Genomic DNA, 14,478 nt, shown 5'->3' on the forward strand with positions numbered 1-14,478 from the left:
GTTGAAAAGCCGGTTTTGCTTTGCATTTCAGGGCGGGGCGTTTAACACTTGCGGCAAGACGGGCCGCGGCCGGCCTGCGCTCAAAGCCTTGCCGACAATCGCAATTCGCTTGTTTCCGGAGAAAAAATGACTGTCAAGTTCGAGATCACCTTCGCGAAATCGGCGCGCATTGCCGGTGGCACTGCCGTGCTTTTGAAAACGCTGGATGGCAAGGAAGTGGCCGGGGCAGACATCGCCGATCCCGAAGGCGTTCTGGCGAAGGCGACGCGCATTGCGAAATTCACCGGCAAATCGCTGCGCACACTGGATGTTGTCGCCCCGCATGGTTCGCCGGCCGACCGGATATTGATTCTCGGCCTTGGTGATGGCGCCGGCCTGTCGGACCATGACTGGCTGAAGGCCGGCGGTGCGGCAGCGTCGAAAGTCAAGTCTACCGAAAAAGTCACGATCTTCCTCGATGCGCCGGGTGCCGTCGTGTCCGGAAAGGCCGCGGCTGATTTTGCGCTCGGCATGGAACTCAACGCCTACAGCTTTGATACCTACAAGACGAGCAAGTCCGACGATGACCACAAACCATCGGTCAAACCCATCAGGGTGACGATCGTCACCGGGGCGGTGATCGCTGCCAAAAAGGCGGCCATCGCCTCCCAGGCCATTGCCGAGGGTGTCGTGCTGGCCCGCAATCTTGTCAACGAGCCGGCCAATGTGCTCGGTCCGGTCGAATTCGCGGCCAAGGCCAGGGAACTGGAAAAGCTCGGTGTCGAGGTCGAGATCCTGACCGAGCGCGAGATGAAGAAGCTCGGCATGGGCGCGCTGCTTGGCGTGGCGCAGGGGTCCGTGCGTCCGCCGCGGCTCGCCATCATGCAATGGAAGGGCGGCAAGCCGAAAGAAAGACCGGTGGCCTTCATCGGCAAGGGTGTCGTCTTTGATTCGGGCGGCATCTCGATCAAGCCTGCAGCCGGCATGGAGGACATGAAGGGCGACATGGGCGGTGCTGCCGCCGTCACCGGCCTGATGCATGTTCTGGCCAGCCGCAAGGCAAAGGCAAACGTCATCGGCATGATCGGCCTTGTCGAAAACATGCCTGACGGCAACGCCCAGCGCCCGGGCGATATCGTCACCTCGATGTCGGGGCAGACGATCGAGGTTATCAATACGGATGCGGAAGGCCGCCTCGTTCTCTGCGATGCGCTCTGGTATTGCAACGACCGCTTCAAGCCGCAGTTCATGATCAATCTGGCAACGTTGACCGGCGCCATCATGGTGGCGCTCGGCAGCCATCATGCCGGGCTGTTCTGCAATGACGACCGGCTGGCCGGGCAACTGACCGCCGCCGGCCTGACGACGCAGGAACGGCTGTGGCGCATGCCGCTCGGCAAGGAATACGACAAGATGATCGACAGCAAGTTTGCCGACATGAAGAACACAGGCGGCCGTTATGCCGGCTCGATCACGGCGGCGCAATTCCTCAAGCGCTTCGTCAAGGAAACACCCTGGGCGCATCTCGACATTGCCGGCACGGCCATGGGCTCGCCGAACGACGAGATCAACCAGTCCTGGGCTTCGGGCTTCGGCGTGCGCCTGCTCGACGAACTAGTGCGCGCGAATTACGAGGCTTGATCGGGGTCGTGACGGAGATCCTGTTCTATCACCTGACCGAATCCAAGCTCGAGGACGCACTGCCCGGGCTGCTCGACCGTTGCGTCGAGCGCGGCTGGCGTGTCGTCGTCCAGACGGCCGCAGACGAGCGGCGCGATCTGCTCGACAATCACCTGTGGACCTATCGCGACGACAGCTTTCTGGCGCACGGCACCGACGCCGTGGATTTCGCCGCGCAACAGCCGATTCTCCTGACGTCCGGTCCCGGTAATGACAATGCGGCAACCGTCCGCTTCCTCGTCGATGGCGCCGAGCCGCCGCCGGTCGGTGGCTATGAGCGCGTCGTGTTCATGTTCGACGGCTACGACCAGGCGCAACTGGAAGGCGCGAGAGCACACTGGAAACGCCTGAACGGCGAGGGCCACGCGCTGACCTATTGGCAGCAGAATCAGGACGGGCGCTGGGTGAAGAAGGCTTGATTTGGAGAGAAGAGGCCGCGCAACGTTGATCCGCGCGGCTTGTATTTTTAGACGTATCGGCTCAATCGACAAACGCTTCCACGAATTTCCGCCGTCCGAGCATGAACGCATCGGCCACATGGCGCAGCGGTGCGAGATCGACGTCCGAGATGCCGGCCTTGATGATTTCGGCGAAGCGGGCGTAGAGGGCAGGGTATTCCTGTTCGGGTTCGTCATGCACGAGCTTGCCGTCGATCGACAGCTTGGCGCCGCCTTCGGAAAGAACCATGCGGCCGGCCTCTGTTTCGGCGATGATGTCCCAGCTCTGGTGGCCGGTCTGGCGCCAGTCGAAATCTGCCGTGACGGGCAGCTTGTCGGCGTCCGTGAAGGTGATCGCAGCTGCAATCGGGGCGTCGCGGTTTTCCGGGAATTCCAGCGTGGCGGCCGTGATGAACAGGGGCTTCGGCATGATGTGCGTGACGATCGACAGCGCATTGATGCCGGGATCGAAGACGCCAAGACCGCCGGCGGCCCAGATCCAGTCCTGGTTCGGATGCCAGTGGCGGACATCCTCCTTCCAGATCACCTCGACGCTGTTGATTTTTGTCGATGCGAGAAAGGCCTTGGCAGCCTCGACGGCCGGTGCGTAGCGCGAATGCCAGCTGGCAAACAGCGACAGGCCCTTGGACGCGGCCAGCGCCTCGAGATCGGCAACTTCGCTCAGGGTCGCACCGGGCGGCTTCTCGAGGAACACATGCTTGCCGGCGTCCAGCGCCGTGCGGGCGGCCTCGTAGCGGAACTGCGGCGGCATGCAGAGCGAAACCGCCTCGATGGAGGGTACTGCTTCGAGCATGGCCTCGATCGACTTGAAATTGTCGATCCCGTCGACCGTGCCGTTGCGGCTTGCCGCTGCGATCAACTGGTAGTCCGCATTCTTGGCGATCGAGGGCAGGTGCTGGTCGCGGACGATCTTGCCGACGCCGACTATGCTAAGGCGAATGGGTGCGCTCTTGATGCTCATGGTGTTTCGCTCGATTTGTATGATTTTATAGCGGGCTTTTTGTATCAGACGGTTTGCCCGATACAAGCCGGAAATCAGGCCGAATCATCCCAAATCCGTCTTCGAGAATTCATCGCCGACAAACAGCAGCGGCACATTGGCCGCCTTGCAGGCCGCGTAGGTGAAACAATCGCCGAAATTGAGCTTTGCCGGGTGCTGCCCCTTGCCATAGCGCGCAAAGGCATCGATGGCGGTAAGCCCGATATCGGGGGTGATGGGCATGATCTCAGCGTCCAGTTCACTGAAGAAGGACTGCACCAGTGCGAGCGCTTCCGGAACTGTACAGTTCAGTCGTGACGAGAGAACGCTCACAGCCTCGAACATCACCGTGGGTGCGCTGACAAAGCCTGTGTCGGCGCTTCTCAGGTGATCGGCGACCTTTTCTGATTGCGGCAAACGAAGCAGATATTCGACAACTGCCGAGCTGTCGATGAACATCAGTTGTTGCCCCACATTTCGTCGAGGTAGGCTTTCTGATCGAAATCCGGATCAACGGGACCGAGTGCTGCGGCTTGATCCTGAATCTTCTTGAGGCGCTCCATTAGCGGCGGGCGATTTTCCTCCGTCGAGATGGCGCGCTCCAGCGCAATCCGGATCGCTTCCGTCTTCGTGCGCGTTTTCAGCACACGTTGCGCCTGGGCGGCCAGATCGTTCACGCTTTCATCACGCACATAGAGCGGCATGGAATATCCCGTTTGAACAATTGAATATCCACTATAGATAAGGCCGTAAGATTGTAAAGTGAACGGAATTTCTGCCATGGCCCTGACGATCCGAAACGCTTCCCGTGCCGATCTCGACATGATCCTGGACTGGGCCGCCCGCGAGGGATGGAACCCGGGTGTAGACGATGCACCAGCCTTCTGGGCCGCGGATCCCGAAGGGTTCTGGATCGCTGAGCAGGATGGCGTTGCCGCCGCCGCGCTGTCGCTCGTCCGTTACGGCGAGGACTATGCCTTCCTCGGCTTCTACATGGCGCATCCGGACTATCGCGGGCAGGGCGTCGGTTATGCTTTGTGGACCGAAGCGATCCGAAGAGTGGGTGCCGGCCGCATCATCGGTCTCGACGGCGTGGTCGCCCAGCAGGATAACTACCGGAAGGCGGATTTTTCCTATGCGCATGCGAATTTTCGCTATGGCGGTCTCGTCGACTGCAAGGATCCGCCGGGGACCGAACTGGTTTCGGTATCGCCGGTGCATGTGCCGATGATCGTCGATTACGACCGCAGGTTTTTTCCAGCGCCGCGCGAAGCCTTCCTGCGCGAATGGCTGAAGCCGCTGGAGCGTCGCCAGAGCATAGCCATGATCCGCAATGCCGCGATTGCCGGTTATGGCACCATCCGAACCTGCAGTGACGGTTTCAAGATCGGACCGCTGTTTGCAGAGCAGGAAACCGTTGCCGACCTGATCTTTCGCAAGCTGGCGGCAAGCGTTGGCGGCGGCCAGATCTATATCGACATTCCCGAGCCGAACGCGGCGGCCCGCGCGCTCTGCGATCGCTACAATCTGAAACCTGTCTTCGAAACGGCACGCATGTATCGCGGCCAGGTGCCGGACCTGCCGCTCGGGCAAATTTACGGCATCACGACTTTCGAACTGGGGTGAGAAGGTGCGGCCCGCTCAGACGGTCGGACTTTGCAGACCGTAAAACAGAACGGCTGCAAAGGCAGCGACGGTGATGAGCGAGACGAGCACCCAGAACAGCTTTCCAATCGGCGGATCGTCGTCGACGGCGACCGGCACCTTGTCGCGAAGCGCGTTGAGCTTGTGGCGCGGATTGCCCCACTTCACCTGTCTGAACCGGTAGAGGTTCGTATCTGGCGGATGCTCGTGTTTCATGGATAAGGACGATAGAAGCCGGTTCTGAAGACCGGCTTAAATCAGTCGCTAGAGTTTTAGCAATTGCTGAACCTAGCTTGCCATCGCCTCTTCGTATTCGGACGACAGCGCCATCCACTGTTCCTCGGCCTTGGCAAGCTTGCCCATGACCTCGGCGCGTTCCTTGACCTTGGCTGCGGCCTTGTCCGGGAACTTCTCGTAGATGTCCTGGTCTTCAAGATCCCGATCCAGCGCCTGAATCTGTTTCTGAAGTTTACCCGTCAGTTGCTCGACATCGTTGATCTTTTTCTTCAGGGGCGCAAAGGTGGCGCGCTTTTCGGCGTTGGCCTTGCGCTGGTCGGCCTTGTTGCGTTTTTCCTCCGGCGTTGCCTTTGCCCCGCCCTTGCCGCGCGAACTCTGGACGATGACCGCGCGATAGTCCTCGAGGTCGCCGTCATAATTGGAGACGGTGCCGTCCTTGACCAGCCAGAGCCGATCGGCCGTCGCCTCGATCAGGTGGCGATCGTGGGAAATCAGGATGACGGCGCCGGTATATTCGTTCAGCGCCTGGATCAGCGCATTGCGGCTGTCGATGTCGAGATGGTTGGTCGGTTCGTCGAGGATCAAGAGGTTCGGCGCATCGAAGGCGGCAAGCCCCATCAGCAGCCGCGCCTTTTCACCACCGGAGAGATCCTTGGCGGGCGTGCTCATCTTGGCGGTCGCCAGTCCCATCTGGGCGACGCGGGCGCGCACTTTGCCTTCAGTGGCACCCGGCATGCGCTGGCGCACATGCTCGACGGCGTCATGTTCGGGGATCAGGTCGTCCAGCTGGTGCTGGGCAAAGAAGCCGATCTTCAGGCCGGGAGCGACCTGCACAGAGCCGCCGGTCGCCGGCAGGCGGCCGGAAATCAGCTTGGCGAAGGTCGATTTGCCGTTGCCGTTCGAACCAAGCAGCGCGATGCGGTCGTCGGTATCGATGCGCAGCGACATATGCTGCAGGATCGGCTTGCCGGGCGTATAGCCGACAGCGCCGCCTTCGAGCGAGATGATCGGTGACGCCGCTTCCTTTTCCGGATCGGGAAACTTGAAGCCCTGGACATGGTCCTCGATGACCGAGGAAACGGTTCCCATGCGTTCCAGCGCCTTGACGCGGCTCTGCGCCTGGCGGGCCTTGGAAGCCTTGGCCTTGAAGCGGTCGATGAACGCCTGCAGGTGCTTGCGCGCCGCATCGTTCTTGGCTTTCGCCTTGGTCTGCAGTTCGTTGGCCTCGGCACGTTGGCGCTCGAACTGGTCGTAGGAGCCGCGATAGAAGGTCAGTTTCTGCTGGTCGAGATGGACGATGGCGTTGACGGCGGTGTTCAAGAGGTCGCGGTCATGGCTGATGATGATGACGGTGTGAGGATACTTGCTGATATAGTCTTCCAGCCACAGCGTGCCTTCAAGGTCGAGATAGTTGGTGGGCTCGTCGAGCAGCAGCAGATCGGGCTCGGAAAACAGCACGGCTGCGAGCGCAACGCGCATGCGCCAGCCGCCGGAGAAGCTCGAGGCCGGACGCAATTGCGCTTCAGCGTCGAAACCGAGGCCGGCCAGAATGCTCGCGGCGCGCGATTCGGCCGAATGGGCGTGGATGTCGGACAGCCGCATGTGGATTTCGCCGATCCGGTGCGGGTCGGTGGCGGTCTCGGCTTCCGCCAGAAGCGCCTCGCGCTCCTTGTCGGCCTTGAGCACGATCTCGATCAGCGGTTCTTCGGTGCCGGGTGCTTCTTGGGCCACCTGGCCGATGCGCGCATTCTTTGGAATGGACACCGAACCGGTCTCCGCCTCCATGTCGCCGGTGATGATTTTAAACAGCGTCGACTTGCCGGCGCCGTTCTTGCCGACGAGCCCGGCCTTGATGCCAGCGGGGAGTGCAACGCTGGCCTGGTCGATGAGGAGACGCCCGACGATGCGGGCCGAAAGATTATTGAGCGTGATCATGCCGGGGTTTTGGCCGAACTCGGCGGATAAGGCAAGGGCCGGCGGAGGCTGGTTTGGCCTCTGGAGCGTTATGCCACAAAGCTTCCGCGACTTTTCCGGGATTGGCTGCCGATGGCGGAGGAAAAAACCAGGAGACCGGCACCGCCATTCGCCCGGACCGTCTTCAGGGCAAGGTCGGCCTGCTGGAACAGGTCGGCTGCACCGGTGGCACTCTGGCTCATCGCGATGCCGGCCGAAAGCGTCACCGCCTGCCGCGTGAAGGCGCGCCCCGGAAGGGCGATCTCGATGGCCGCAACCGAGGCCTGAAAACGCCCGGCGATGGCGCTTGCATTGTCGGCGCTGACATCGCCAAACAGGAAGGCGAATTCGTCACTGGCGATGCGACCGACGAAATCATTCTTCTTGATCGATTTCTTGAACAGCGGCGCGAGCTTCTTCAGCACTTTATCGATGACGCCGGGGCCATGGTTTTCGCCCAGTTCCAGGAGACCGTCGATGGAAACAAGGATCAGCGCGCTCGGGCTTGCGTCGACTTCGTCGCTGAAAAGCGAAGCGAGGCGCGTGGAAAACGCTGCCCTGTTCGGCAGTCCGGTCACAGGATCGCGGGTCAGGGCCTTGCGGCTGGCGTCGAGCGAAATCGTCGTGTCGCGCAACTGCCCGGCCATCTCCTCGACCGCTCCGGCAAAGGCTCGCTCTTCCTTGAGGAGGGCCGCCGCCGCATGACCGAAACGATGGGCGTCGTCGGCAAAGTCCGACATGCCGACAACGGGGTCGGATTCGAGCCGGGCGATGAAGGCCTGCAGGCTTGCAGCGAAGGTCTCTTTCTTGGTGATGTGCTTCTGGAGCGACTTCGACAGAGTGGCGATGGTCTCGGCGGCACCGGTGCGTGCCTTGTCGGCGGCCAGCATGCTGTGGCCGACGAGACCGTGCCGCGTGCCGATCTGGTCGAGTTGCGCCTGCGAAACGCCTGGCACAAGGGCGGATATGTCCCGCGAAAGGGCCGGCGCCTGGCCGCACAGTGCCTCGTAGAACAGTTCATAGTTGCGCGGCAGCGGCGCGATGCCGAGCTTCGACATGGTCTGGGCGACCTTCAGCAGCAAAGCGGCATTCTGCGCTGCGCCCGAAGTGCCGTCACGCTCTGCCTGCACTGCCATCGCAATCCCTCGCATGTGACTATCGCGCCGGCTGCCCTGTTTTCGCGCCTCGCATCGAGGATCCCCTATAGCGCACCTGCATTAAGATAGTCTCAAACAGGCCGCCGCTCTCCATCACAGCAAACGACGGGACCGGGGCTTATTGTTGTGGCGACAGGCTTTGCATCGGCGCCGGAAATCGCGATGATCGGCTGCATATCCTACTCGCCTCTCAAGGACCGACACTGAAGGACAGACGCCGATGACGACGATTTTCGATGCACCGGACGATTTTGCGACAACGGCGCTGGCCGGTTTCAGCGCGATCTACCGGCGTTATGTCCGGCTTGTCCGGGGCGGCGTCGTGCGGGCCACCAAGGTGCCTGCCGGCAAGGTGGCGGTGGTGATCGGCGGCGGCTCCGGCCATTATCCGGCCTTTGCCGGCTATGTCGGCGCCGGCCTTGCCGATGCGGCGGTGGCCGGCGATGTCTTTGCCTCACCCTCGACGGCATCGGTCGCGCGCGTCTGCCGGCAAGCCGAGCAGGGCGGCGGCATACTGCTCGGCTTCGGCAACTACGCCGGTGACGTGCTCAATTTCGGCGTCGCCGCCGAGCGCCTGCGCGCCGAGGGTATCGACGTGCGCATCGTCCCGGTGACCGACGATGTCGCAAGCGCGCCTGTGGAGGCGTCAGCGCAGCGCCGGGGCATTGCCGGAGACCTCGTCGTCTTCAAGATCGCCGGGGCGGCGGCCGAAGCCGGCCTGTCGCTGGACGCGGTCGAGCGCATTGCAAGACATGCCAATGCGCGCACCGTGTCCTTCGGCGTCGCCTTTGGCGGCTGCACGCTGCCCGGCGCGGACGGCCCGCTGTTCACGGTTCCCAAGGGCAGGATGGCACTAGGGCTTGGCATTCACGGCGAGCCCGGCATTCGCGAGGACGACACCGTGCCGGCCAGCGATCTCGCGACGCTTCTGGTCGGAAAACTGCTTGCCGAGCGGCCGGCAGGTGCAAACCGCGTCGGCGCGCTTCTGAACGGGCTGGGGGCAACAAAATACGAGGAGCTGTTTGTGCTCTGGACGCAGGTCTCCCAGAGGCTGGAGGCGAGCGGCCTGACGATCGTCGATCCCGAATGCGGCGAATACGTCACCAGCCTCGACATGCGGGGCTGCTCGCTGACGTTGGTCTGGCTCGACGCCGAACTCGAAACCCACTGGTCGGCGGCCTGCGACACGCCGGTGCTGCGCCGCGGCCTGCCAATCGCCACCGAACCGGCCACCGACATGATCGTCAACGAGGACGGCGCGCCAAGCTTCGGTCCGGCATCGGACGTCTCGAAAGCGGCGGCTGCCTGCCTTGCCGACCTTGTCGGGGCCATCGCGGCGAAGCTGGCGGAGGTGGAGGACCAACTTGGGCGGCTGGATTCCCACGCTGGCGATGGCGATCACGGGCAGGGCATGCGTCGTGGGTCGCAGGCAGCCTGGCAGGCCGCCGACGCGGCGCTCGAGATGGGCGCCGGTGCCGCAAGTCTGCTGGCCGCGGCCGGTGATGCCTGGGCCGACCGCGCCGGCGGCACATCCGGCGCCATCTGGGGGCTGCTGCTGCGCTGCTGGAGCAAGGCGTTCGACGACGAGACGGCAATGGCGGATGCGGCAATCGTTGCCGGCGCGCGTCTGGCGCTCGACGGCGTCACCCGTCTTGGCCGTGCCCGCCCCGGCGACAAGACGCTGGTCGATGCACTGGTTCCGTTTGTCGAGACGCTGGAACGGGAATTTTCAGTCGGAACACCCTTGCCGGACGCCTGGTCGGCCGCGGCGGAGGCAGCCAGAACGGCGGCAGAGGCAACCGCGGCGCTGACACCGAAACTCGGCCGCGCCCGTCCGCTTGCCGAAAAGAGCCTCGGCCATCCCGATCCAGGCGCCGTATCGCTGGCCATGGTCGCCGCCGTCGTCGCTAAAGTTTTCGCCACGCGCCGGTAGAGCAGGCTTGGGCAACAAGCGCGTTGAAGCCGGCTGAAAAGCCGGTCTCTCCTGTAATGTCCAGAATGCCTCGAGTTGAGGGCGTGCCCGAAAAATCAGCGCTTCGGCAGCATGTTTCGGCCGGCATTGCGGATCGTCAGGCCGGAATCGGCCATCTGCGCGACCAGTCCGGCCGCCATCGCGGATTCGAGCGCTTCGGTATATTCTTTGCCCTCAAGACCCTGCTTGCGCGAAAAGCTCTCGACGGCACCGCGCGTGGCCGTCGGCGACACGCCGTAGCGGTTGTTGTGGAAAGCGTTGACGATGATCTGGTGTTTTTCGGCAGGGGTCATGACGGCTCTCCGGTGCGGTTTCCGCTGTGCTATCAGCACGGGGCCAAACTAGATAGCGGCGTTTTGCAATGGCGGGGATGTTTTGGGATTAACCTTCTGATGATGATGCCCTTCGACTCAACGTAGCGCGCTAACGGCAGATGTAGACAATGAAGTAGCTTAGTGCTGACATTCGGTTTTGTAGGCAAAATATACAGGAAACTGCCGTCAAGAATTATTATTAAATATCAATTAGTTAGAAAATAAGCCTGTGTATAAGTCTCAAAATATGCGAATTAGGACGCATCCATCCCGTTAATTCCTTGCAAAATAAATTTTGTAGAGCGATATGCGGAGCAGGAGCAGCACCAATTGTTTTTTATGCAAAGGTGCGCCATGGAAGAACCTAAAGATTCTCTTACATTTGAACTTGGCTGGCTCAAAGCATCGGCTGTAGGACGATTTGCTGTAATTGCTCTGTTGATCTTTTCTGTGATTCTGGTGGCATCTGCTATGGCTGTTGGGCCAGTGCAAATTCTGCGGTGGTACTCAACTTCCAATGAAATTACGACCTCAATAGAGAGTTCCACCGGTCAAAATTGACGGGCTAGGGATGGGGTAAATGTTTCCAGCGTGCTTGGCAGATCGCTGGGCACTGTGTGCTACGCCGATTATTTGGGCCACATTTACCACCATCACCCCGCATAACCCCGCCCCTCCGCCGCCCGCAGAAAATACACCATGTCCAGCGCAAGGCTCGGTTTCCCCAGCGCCGTCAGCGTCATGTGGCACTGGCCGCGATGGTGGGTCTGGTGGTTGAAGAGGTGGGCGAGGCTGGGGCTGAGTTTCTGGGTGGTTTCGACGGGGCTGGTGATCGGGGTATAGGTGAAGGATCCCGAAAGCCGCTCCGGCGTCAGGCCGTCGATGAAGGCCTTGATCCGTGCATCCTCTGCTTTTCGCGCCGCGGTGAGGGCGGCAAGATCTTCAAACAGGATCGTGTCGAGCGCGCCGGGTGCCGCGCCGGCGCCGGTGAAGCGTTTCAGCCAGATGCGGTCGGCGCAGAGGATATGGTTGAGGGTGGCGTGCAGCGAGCCGAAGAAGGCGCCCTTGGCCTCCCGGAATTCTCCGTCCGTCAGTCCCGCCGCGGCCGTATAGACGAGGCCGTTCGCCCAGCCGTTGTAGTTTGCAAACATGCGGAAATGGTCGATCATCCGGCTCTCCTGTGTTTGTGGGCATCCTAGCGCGACTTTGCATGGTGCGGGGTGATGGCATCGATGAAATTTCCTGATTTGATTTTTGTCGCGCGCTGCCTTCCCATGGGGCCATCTCGTCTACCCATGGAGCCATCATGACCCGCATTCTCTACGCCCTCGCCGGCGCCGATCGCGCCCGTCCTTTCAGCCCGCATGTCTGGAAGGTGGCGCTGTCGCTGGCGCACAAGGGGCTTGCCTATGAGACCGTGCCGGTCGCCTTTACCGAAATACCGGCGATCGAGAACGGCGCGACGAAGACGGTGCCGCTGTTGCGCGACGGCGACCGGCTGGTCTCTGACAGTTTTGCCATCGCACTCTATCTCGACGAGACCTATCCCGATCGCCCGTCGCTGTTTGGCGGCGAGGGCGGCAAGGCGCTTGCACGATTCGTCGAAAGCTGGGCGCAGACGGTGGTGCACACGGCGCTGGTTCGTTTTGTTGTCCTTGATATCCATGATTGCCTCGGCCCGGAAGATCGCGCCTATTTCCGCGCCTCCCGCGAGCCGCGCTTCGGCAAGAGCCTGGAGGCCGTCGTCGAGGCCGGTGTCGGCGAGATCGAGACATTTGCAGCCAAGCTCGAGCCGCTGCGCGCCCTTTTGGGCAAGCAGGCCTATTTCGGCGGCGCCGGGCCGTCCTTTGCCGATTACATCGTCTTTGGCGCCCTGCAATGGGCACGCATTGTTTCGCAAAAGGTGATCCTGCGCGATGGAGACCCGGTCAAGGACTGGTTCGAGCGTTGCCTTGATCTCCATGGCGGCGTCGGGCGTTCCGTGACGGCGGCGTGAAACTTCGCGCCGTCAAACCGAAATGCCCTGTCTACCTCTTGTTTTGCGCGGGATTGGCGGCTATTGAACCGCCAAATTCACGGACAAACCAAAGGAATTGAGACAATGGCGATTGAACGCACCTTTTCGATGATCAAGCCGGACGCAACCAAGCGCAATCTCACGGGCGCCATCACCAAGATGCTCGAAGATTCCGGTCTGCGTGTCGTCGCATCGAAGCGCGTCTGGATGAGCACACGCGAAGCCGAAGGCTTCTACGCCGTGCACAAGGAACGCCCTTTCTTCGGCGAACTGGTTGAATCCATGACGTCGGGCCCGACCATCGTCCAGGTTCTCGAAGGCGAAGGCGCCATCCTGAAGAACCGCGAAATCATGGGCGCGACCAACCCGGCAAACGCCGACGAAGGCACGATCCGCAAGACGCATGCTCTGTCGATCGGCGAAAATTCGGTGCACGGTTCCGACGCCCCGGAAACCGCAGCGATCGAAATCGCCTACTGGTTCTCCGGCACCGAAATCGTCGGCTGAATCAACATCTGAGGGTTTTCCTTCAGGATGCTGAAATGACTCGTTGAAAAGGCCGCAGCAGAAATGCTCCGGCCTTTTTAGTTTCCCGGTTTTTCAGTTTCCCGGTTTTTCAGGCATGTCAAAGTCGTGTGTCGCGTCTGGACGCAGGCTGGCCGGACCAAGCAGGGCCTCGGCCCGATGCAACAGGTTGGGCTTGGTGAAACGCTGGCGCGTGCCGAAGGCGCGATGCTCTGGCGGGAGTGGTTCCAGGCCTGGTCAGGACTTCGTCCAGCGGTCGCGCGCGCTGTCGTCGGCATCCTTGGCGCTGACCCAACCACCGGCGCTGCCGTCCGCGCCATGTTCCTTCTTCCAGAAGGGCGCTGCGGTCTTCAGGAAATCCATGATGAAATTGGCGCCGTCGAAGGCCGCCTGCCGGTGCGACGAGGCGGTGATGACCAGCACGATGTTTTCGCCGGGCGCAATCTTGCCGTACCGGTGGATCGCCGTTGCCGCCTGCAGCGAAAAGCGTGCTATGGCCTCCTGACAGATGCGGGTGAGTTCGGCCTGCGCCATGCCGGGGTAGTGCTCGAGTTCAAGCGCGCCCAAAGTCCCGCCTTCGTCGCGGCAGAGGCCGGAAAACGTCACGACGGCGCCGATGTCGCGACGGCCGGCGGAGATCGCGGCGACTTCTGCCGCCAGGTCGAAATCGTCCCGTTGGACGCGGACGCGAACCGGACTGTCGGCCACGGGGCTCAGCCGCCGGTCATCGGTGGAAACAAGGCAATCTCGCGCACGCCGGCGATCGGCTCACGGTGGTCGACATGCTCCTGGTTGAAGGCGACGCGGATGACGTTTTCATGTTCCAGCGCCGTCTCGTATTCTTCACCAAGCGTCTTCAAATGCTTGAGCAAATCGCCGGCCGTCACCACGCTGTCGGGCAGCTCGAGCGTCTCTTCGCCCCTGCCGATGCGTTCGCGAACCCAGGCGAAATAGACGAGATCGACACTGGCCATCAGTCGACCATGTGTTTGAGACCGGCGCGGAAATAGTCGTAGCCGGTATAGATGGTCAGGACTGCAGCGACCCAGAGCAGGGTGATGCCCGTTTCGGTCGTGTAGGGAATGATCTTGTCGCCGGCCGGACCAGCCAGCAGGAAGGCAATGGCAAACATCTGGGCCGCCGTCTTCCATTTGGCGATCTGCGTCACCGGCACGCTGACCTTCAGCGCCGCCAGATATTCACGCAGGCCCGAAACCAGGATTTCACGGCAGAGTATGATGATCGCAGCCCAGAGCGACCAGCCGGCAATCGTGCCGTCGGCAGCGACCAGGAGCAGCACGGAGGCGATCAGCAGCTTGTCGGCGATCGGGTCGAGCATGCGGCCGATATTGGACGTCTGGTTCCAGATGCGGGCCAGATAACCATCGAGATAGTCGGTGATCGACGCAATGACAAACAGCCCAAGCGCTGTCCAGCGGGCGAAGTCGGAACTCTGCAGCTCGCCCTCGATGAAGAAGCAGAGAACGATGACCGGAATGGCCAGGATGCGACCATAGGTCAGCAAATTCGGGATGTTATAGGCAGTAGGCGTGGCCATGGATT

18 protein-coding genes are annotated in these 14,478 nt (G+C 61.7%); 7 read left to right on the forward strand and 11 right to left on the reverse strand.

The features are described from left to right. Positions 1-126 precede the first annotated feature (126 nt). Both AX760_RS02265 and AX760_RS02270 read left to right on the forward strand, forming a co-directional pair. Positions 127-1,620 carry a leucyl aminopeptidase gene (locus AX760_RS02265; protein ID WP_071831213.1) on the forward strand — a complete coding sequence of 498 codons (1,494 nt, stop codon included), beginning with the start codon at positions 127-129 and terminating at the stop codon, positions 1,618-1,620. Positions 1,621-1,628: 8 nt separating this feature from the next. Further along, positions 1,629-2,078, forward strand: coding sequence for a DNA polymerase III subunit chi (locus tag AX760_RS02270; protein ID WP_071831299.1), 450 nt, complete (start codon positions 1,629-1,631; stop codon positions 2,076-2,078). A gap of 61 nt (positions 2,079-2,139) precedes the next feature. On the opposite strand, the gene AX760_RS02275 is transcribed toward AX760_RS02270, so the two are convergent. The 3 genes from AX760_RS02275 to AX760_RS02285 form a co-directional block, all read right to left on the reverse strand. After that, positions 2,140-3,078: a Gfo/Idh/MocA family protein gene (locus tag AX760_RS02275; RefSeq protein ID WP_071831214.1), complete on the reverse strand. Its 939-nt coding sequence runs from the start codon at positions 3,076-3,078 to the stop codon at positions 2,140-2,142. 84 nt (positions 3,079-3,162) lie between these two features. Next, a complete protein-coding gene (locus AX760_RS02280; RefSeq protein WP_071831215.1) occupies positions 3,163-3,555 on the reverse strand; it encodes a type II toxin-antitoxin system VapC family toxin in 393 nt (130 codons plus the stop codon). Further along, entirely contained in the window at positions 3,555-3,878 is a 324-nt protein-coding gene (locus AX760_RS02285; RefSeq protein WP_245294914.1) for a type II toxin-antitoxin system VapB family antitoxin, read from the reverse strand. The genes AX760_RS02280 and AX760_RS02285 overlap by 1 nt, the downstream gene beginning before the upstream one ends. Between AX760_RS02285 and AX760_RS02290 the strand changes: the two genes are divergently transcribed. Then, on the forward strand, positions 3,877-4,722 hold the full coding sequence (locus AX760_RS02290; RefSeq protein WP_083531034.1) for a GNAT family N-acetyltransferase: 846 nt from the start codon (positions 3,877-3,879) through the stop codon (positions 4,720-4,722). The genes AX760_RS02285 and AX760_RS02290 overlap by 2 nt on opposite strands. Before the next feature lie 15 nt (positions 4,723-4,737). Here the strand turns inward: AX760_RS02290 and AX760_RS02295 are convergent, their stop codons facing one another. From AX760_RS02295 to AX760_RS02305, 3 genes are all read right to left on the reverse strand, one after another. Further along, complete coding sequence (locus AX760_RS02295; protein ID WP_071831217.1) at positions 4,738-4,956, reverse strand: hypothetical protein; 219 nt, start codon at positions 4,954-4,956, stop codon at positions 4,738-4,740. Between the two features lie 72 nt (positions 4,957-5,028). Beyond that, the gene (locus AX760_RS02300) at positions 5,029-6,912 is read right to left on the reverse strand and encodes an ABC-F family ATP-binding cassette domain-containing protein (RefSeq protein WP_071831218.1); all 1,884 of its coding nucleotides are present in this window, start codon (positions 6,910-6,912) and stop codon (positions 5,029-5,031) included. Between the two features lie 68 nt (positions 6,913-6,980). Then, entirely contained in the window at positions 6,981-8,066 is a 1,086-nt protein-coding gene (locus tag AX760_RS02305; RefSeq protein ID WP_071831219.1) for a GGDEF domain-containing protein, read from the reverse strand. Between the two features lie 241 nt (positions 8,067-8,307). Between AX760_RS02305 and AX760_RS02310 the strand changes: the two genes are divergently transcribed. Further along, the gene (locus AX760_RS02310) at positions 8,308-10,020 is read left to right on the forward strand and encodes a dihydroxyacetone kinase family protein (RefSeq protein ID WP_071831220.1); all 1,713 of its coding nucleotides are present in this window, start codon (positions 8,308-8,310) and stop codon (positions 10,018-10,020) included. 95 nt (positions 10,021-10,115) lie between these two features. On the opposite strand, the gene AX760_RS02315 is transcribed toward AX760_RS02310, so the two are convergent. After that, complete coding sequence (locus AX760_RS02315) at positions 10,116-10,352, reverse strand: hypothetical protein (protein ID WP_071831221.1); 237 nt, start codon at positions 10,350-10,352, stop codon at positions 10,116-10,118. Positions 10,353-10,727: 375 nt separating this feature from the next. On the opposite strand from AX760_RS02315, the gene AX760_RS26575 reads away from it, so the two are divergent. Then, positions 10,728-10,934 carry a hypothetical protein gene (locus AX760_RS26575; RefSeq protein ID WP_139276120.1) on the forward strand — a complete coding sequence of 69 codons (207 nt, stop codon included), beginning with the start codon at positions 10,728-10,730 and terminating at the stop codon, positions 10,932-10,934. Positions 10,935-11,026: 92 nt separating this feature from the next. On the opposite strand, the gene AX760_RS02320 is transcribed toward AX760_RS26575, so the two are convergent. Beyond that, complete coding sequence (locus tag AX760_RS02320; RefSeq protein ID WP_071831222.1) at positions 11,027-11,542, reverse strand: DinB family protein; 516 nt, start codon at positions 11,540-11,542, stop codon at positions 11,027-11,029. 137 nt (positions 11,543-11,679) lie between these two features. Here AX760_RS02320 and AX760_RS02325 point away from each other — a divergent pair, with 137 nt between their 5' ends. Continuing rightward, positions 11,680-12,369 (forward strand): glutathione S-transferase family protein, encoded by a 690-nt coding sequence (locus AX760_RS02325; protein WP_071831223.1) that lies wholly within the window; start codon positions 11,680-11,682, stop codon positions 12,367-12,369. 105 nt (positions 12,370-12,474) lie between these two features. Beyond that, entirely contained in the window at positions 12,475-12,897 is a 423-nt protein-coding gene (ndk, locus tag AX760_RS02330; RefSeq protein ID WP_071831224.1) for a nucleoside-diphosphate kinase, read from the forward strand. Between the two features lie 255 nt (positions 12,898-13,152). Here the strand turns inward: ndk and AX760_RS02335 are convergent, their stop codons facing one another. The 3 genes from AX760_RS02335 to pgsA are packed head-to-tail and all read right to left on the reverse strand — an operon-like array spanning position 13,153 to position 14,473. Continuing rightward, positions 13,153-13,623, reverse strand: a complete 471-nt coding sequence (locus AX760_RS02335; protein WP_071831225.1) for a molybdenum cofactor biosynthesis protein MoaE — start codon at positions 13,621-13,623, stop codon at positions 13,153-13,155. Between the two features lie 5 nt (positions 13,624-13,628). Beyond that, complete coding sequence (gene moaD / locus AX760_RS02340; RefSeq protein ID WP_071831226.1) at positions 13,629-13,889, reverse strand: molybdopterin converting factor subunit 1; 261 nt, start codon at positions 13,887-13,889, stop codon at positions 13,629-13,631. Beyond that, the gene (pgsA, locus tag AX760_RS02345) at positions 13,889-14,473 is read right to left on the reverse strand and encodes a CDP-diacylglycerol--glycerol-3-phosphate 3-phosphatidyltransferase (protein ID WP_071831227.1); all 585 of its coding nucleotides are present in this window, start codon (positions 14,471-14,473) and stop codon (positions 13,889-13,891) included. Before pgsA ends, moaD begins: the two co-directional genes overlap by 1 nt. Between the last annotated feature and the right edge of the window lie 5 nt (positions 14,474-14,478).

The sequence above is a fragment of the Pararhizobium antarcticum genome, assembly GCF_001885585.1.
Taxonomy (GTDB): domain Bacteria; phylum Pseudomonadota; class Alphaproteobacteria; order Rhizobiales; family Rhizobiaceae; genus Pararhizobium; species Pararhizobium antarcticum.

Excerpts from the sequence above, each read along its gene's own strand:
- AX760_RS02265 (WP_071831213.1), top strand. The coding sequence starts at position 127 with ATGACTGTCAAGTTCGAGATCACCTTCGCGAAATCGGCGCGCATTGCC.
- AX760_RS02275 (WP_071831214.1), bottom strand. The coding sequence starts at position 3,078 with ATGAGCATCAAGAGCGCACCCATTCGCCTTAGCATAGTCGGCGTCGGC.
- AX760_RS02280 (WP_071831215.1), bottom strand. The coding sequence starts at position 3,555 with ATGTTCATCGACAGCTCGGCAGTTGTCGAATATCTGCTTCGTTTGCCG.
- AX760_RS02290 (WP_083531034.1), top strand. The coding sequence starts at position 3,877 with ATGGCCCTGACGATCCGAAACGCTTCCCGTGCCGATCTCGACATGATC.
- AX760_RS02285 (WP_245294914.1), bottom strand. The coding sequence starts at position 3,878 with ATGGCAGAAATTCCGTTCACTTTACAATCTTACGGCCTTATCTATAGT.
- AX760_RS02295 (WP_071831217.1), bottom strand. The coding sequence starts at position 4,956 with ATGAAACACGAGCATCCGCCAGATACGAACCTCTACCGGTTCAGACAG.
- AX760_RS02300 (WP_071831218.1), bottom strand. The coding sequence starts at position 6,912 with ATGATCACGCTCAATAATCTTTCGGCCCGCATCGTCGGGCGTCTCCTC.
- AX760_RS02305 (WP_071831219.1), bottom strand. The coding sequence starts at position 8,066 with ATGGCAGTGCAGGCAGAGCGTGACGGCACTTCGGGCGCAGCGCAGAAT.
- AX760_RS02310 (WP_071831220.1), top strand. The coding sequence starts at position 8,308 with ATGACGACGATTTTCGATGCACCGGACGATTTTGCGACAACGGCGCTG.
- AX760_RS02315 (WP_071831221.1), bottom strand. The coding sequence starts at position 10,352 with ATGACCCCTGCCGAAAAACACCAGATCATCGTCAACGCTTTCCACAAC.
- AX760_RS26575 (WP_139276120.1), top strand. The coding sequence starts at position 10,728 with ATGGAAGAACCTAAAGATTCTCTTACATTTGAACTTGGCTGGCTCAAA.
- AX760_RS02320 (WP_071831222.1), bottom strand. The coding sequence starts at position 11,542 with ATGATCGACCATTTCCGCATGTTTGCAAACTACAACGGCTGGGCGAAC.
- AX760_RS02325 (WP_071831223.1), top strand. The coding sequence starts at position 11,680 with ATGACCCGCATTCTCTACGCCCTCGCCGGCGCCGATCGCGCCCGTCCT.
- ndk (WP_071831224.1), top strand. The coding sequence starts at position 12,475 with ATGGCGATTGAACGCACCTTTTCGATGATCAAGCCGGACGCAACCAAG.
- moaD (WP_071831226.1), bottom strand. The coding sequence starts at position 13,889 with ATGGCCAGTGTCGATCTCGTCTATTTCGCCTGGGTTCGCGAACGCATC.
- pgsA (WP_071831227.1), bottom strand. The coding sequence starts at position 14,473 with ATGGCCACGCCTACTGCCTATAACATCCCGAATTTGCTGACCTATGGT.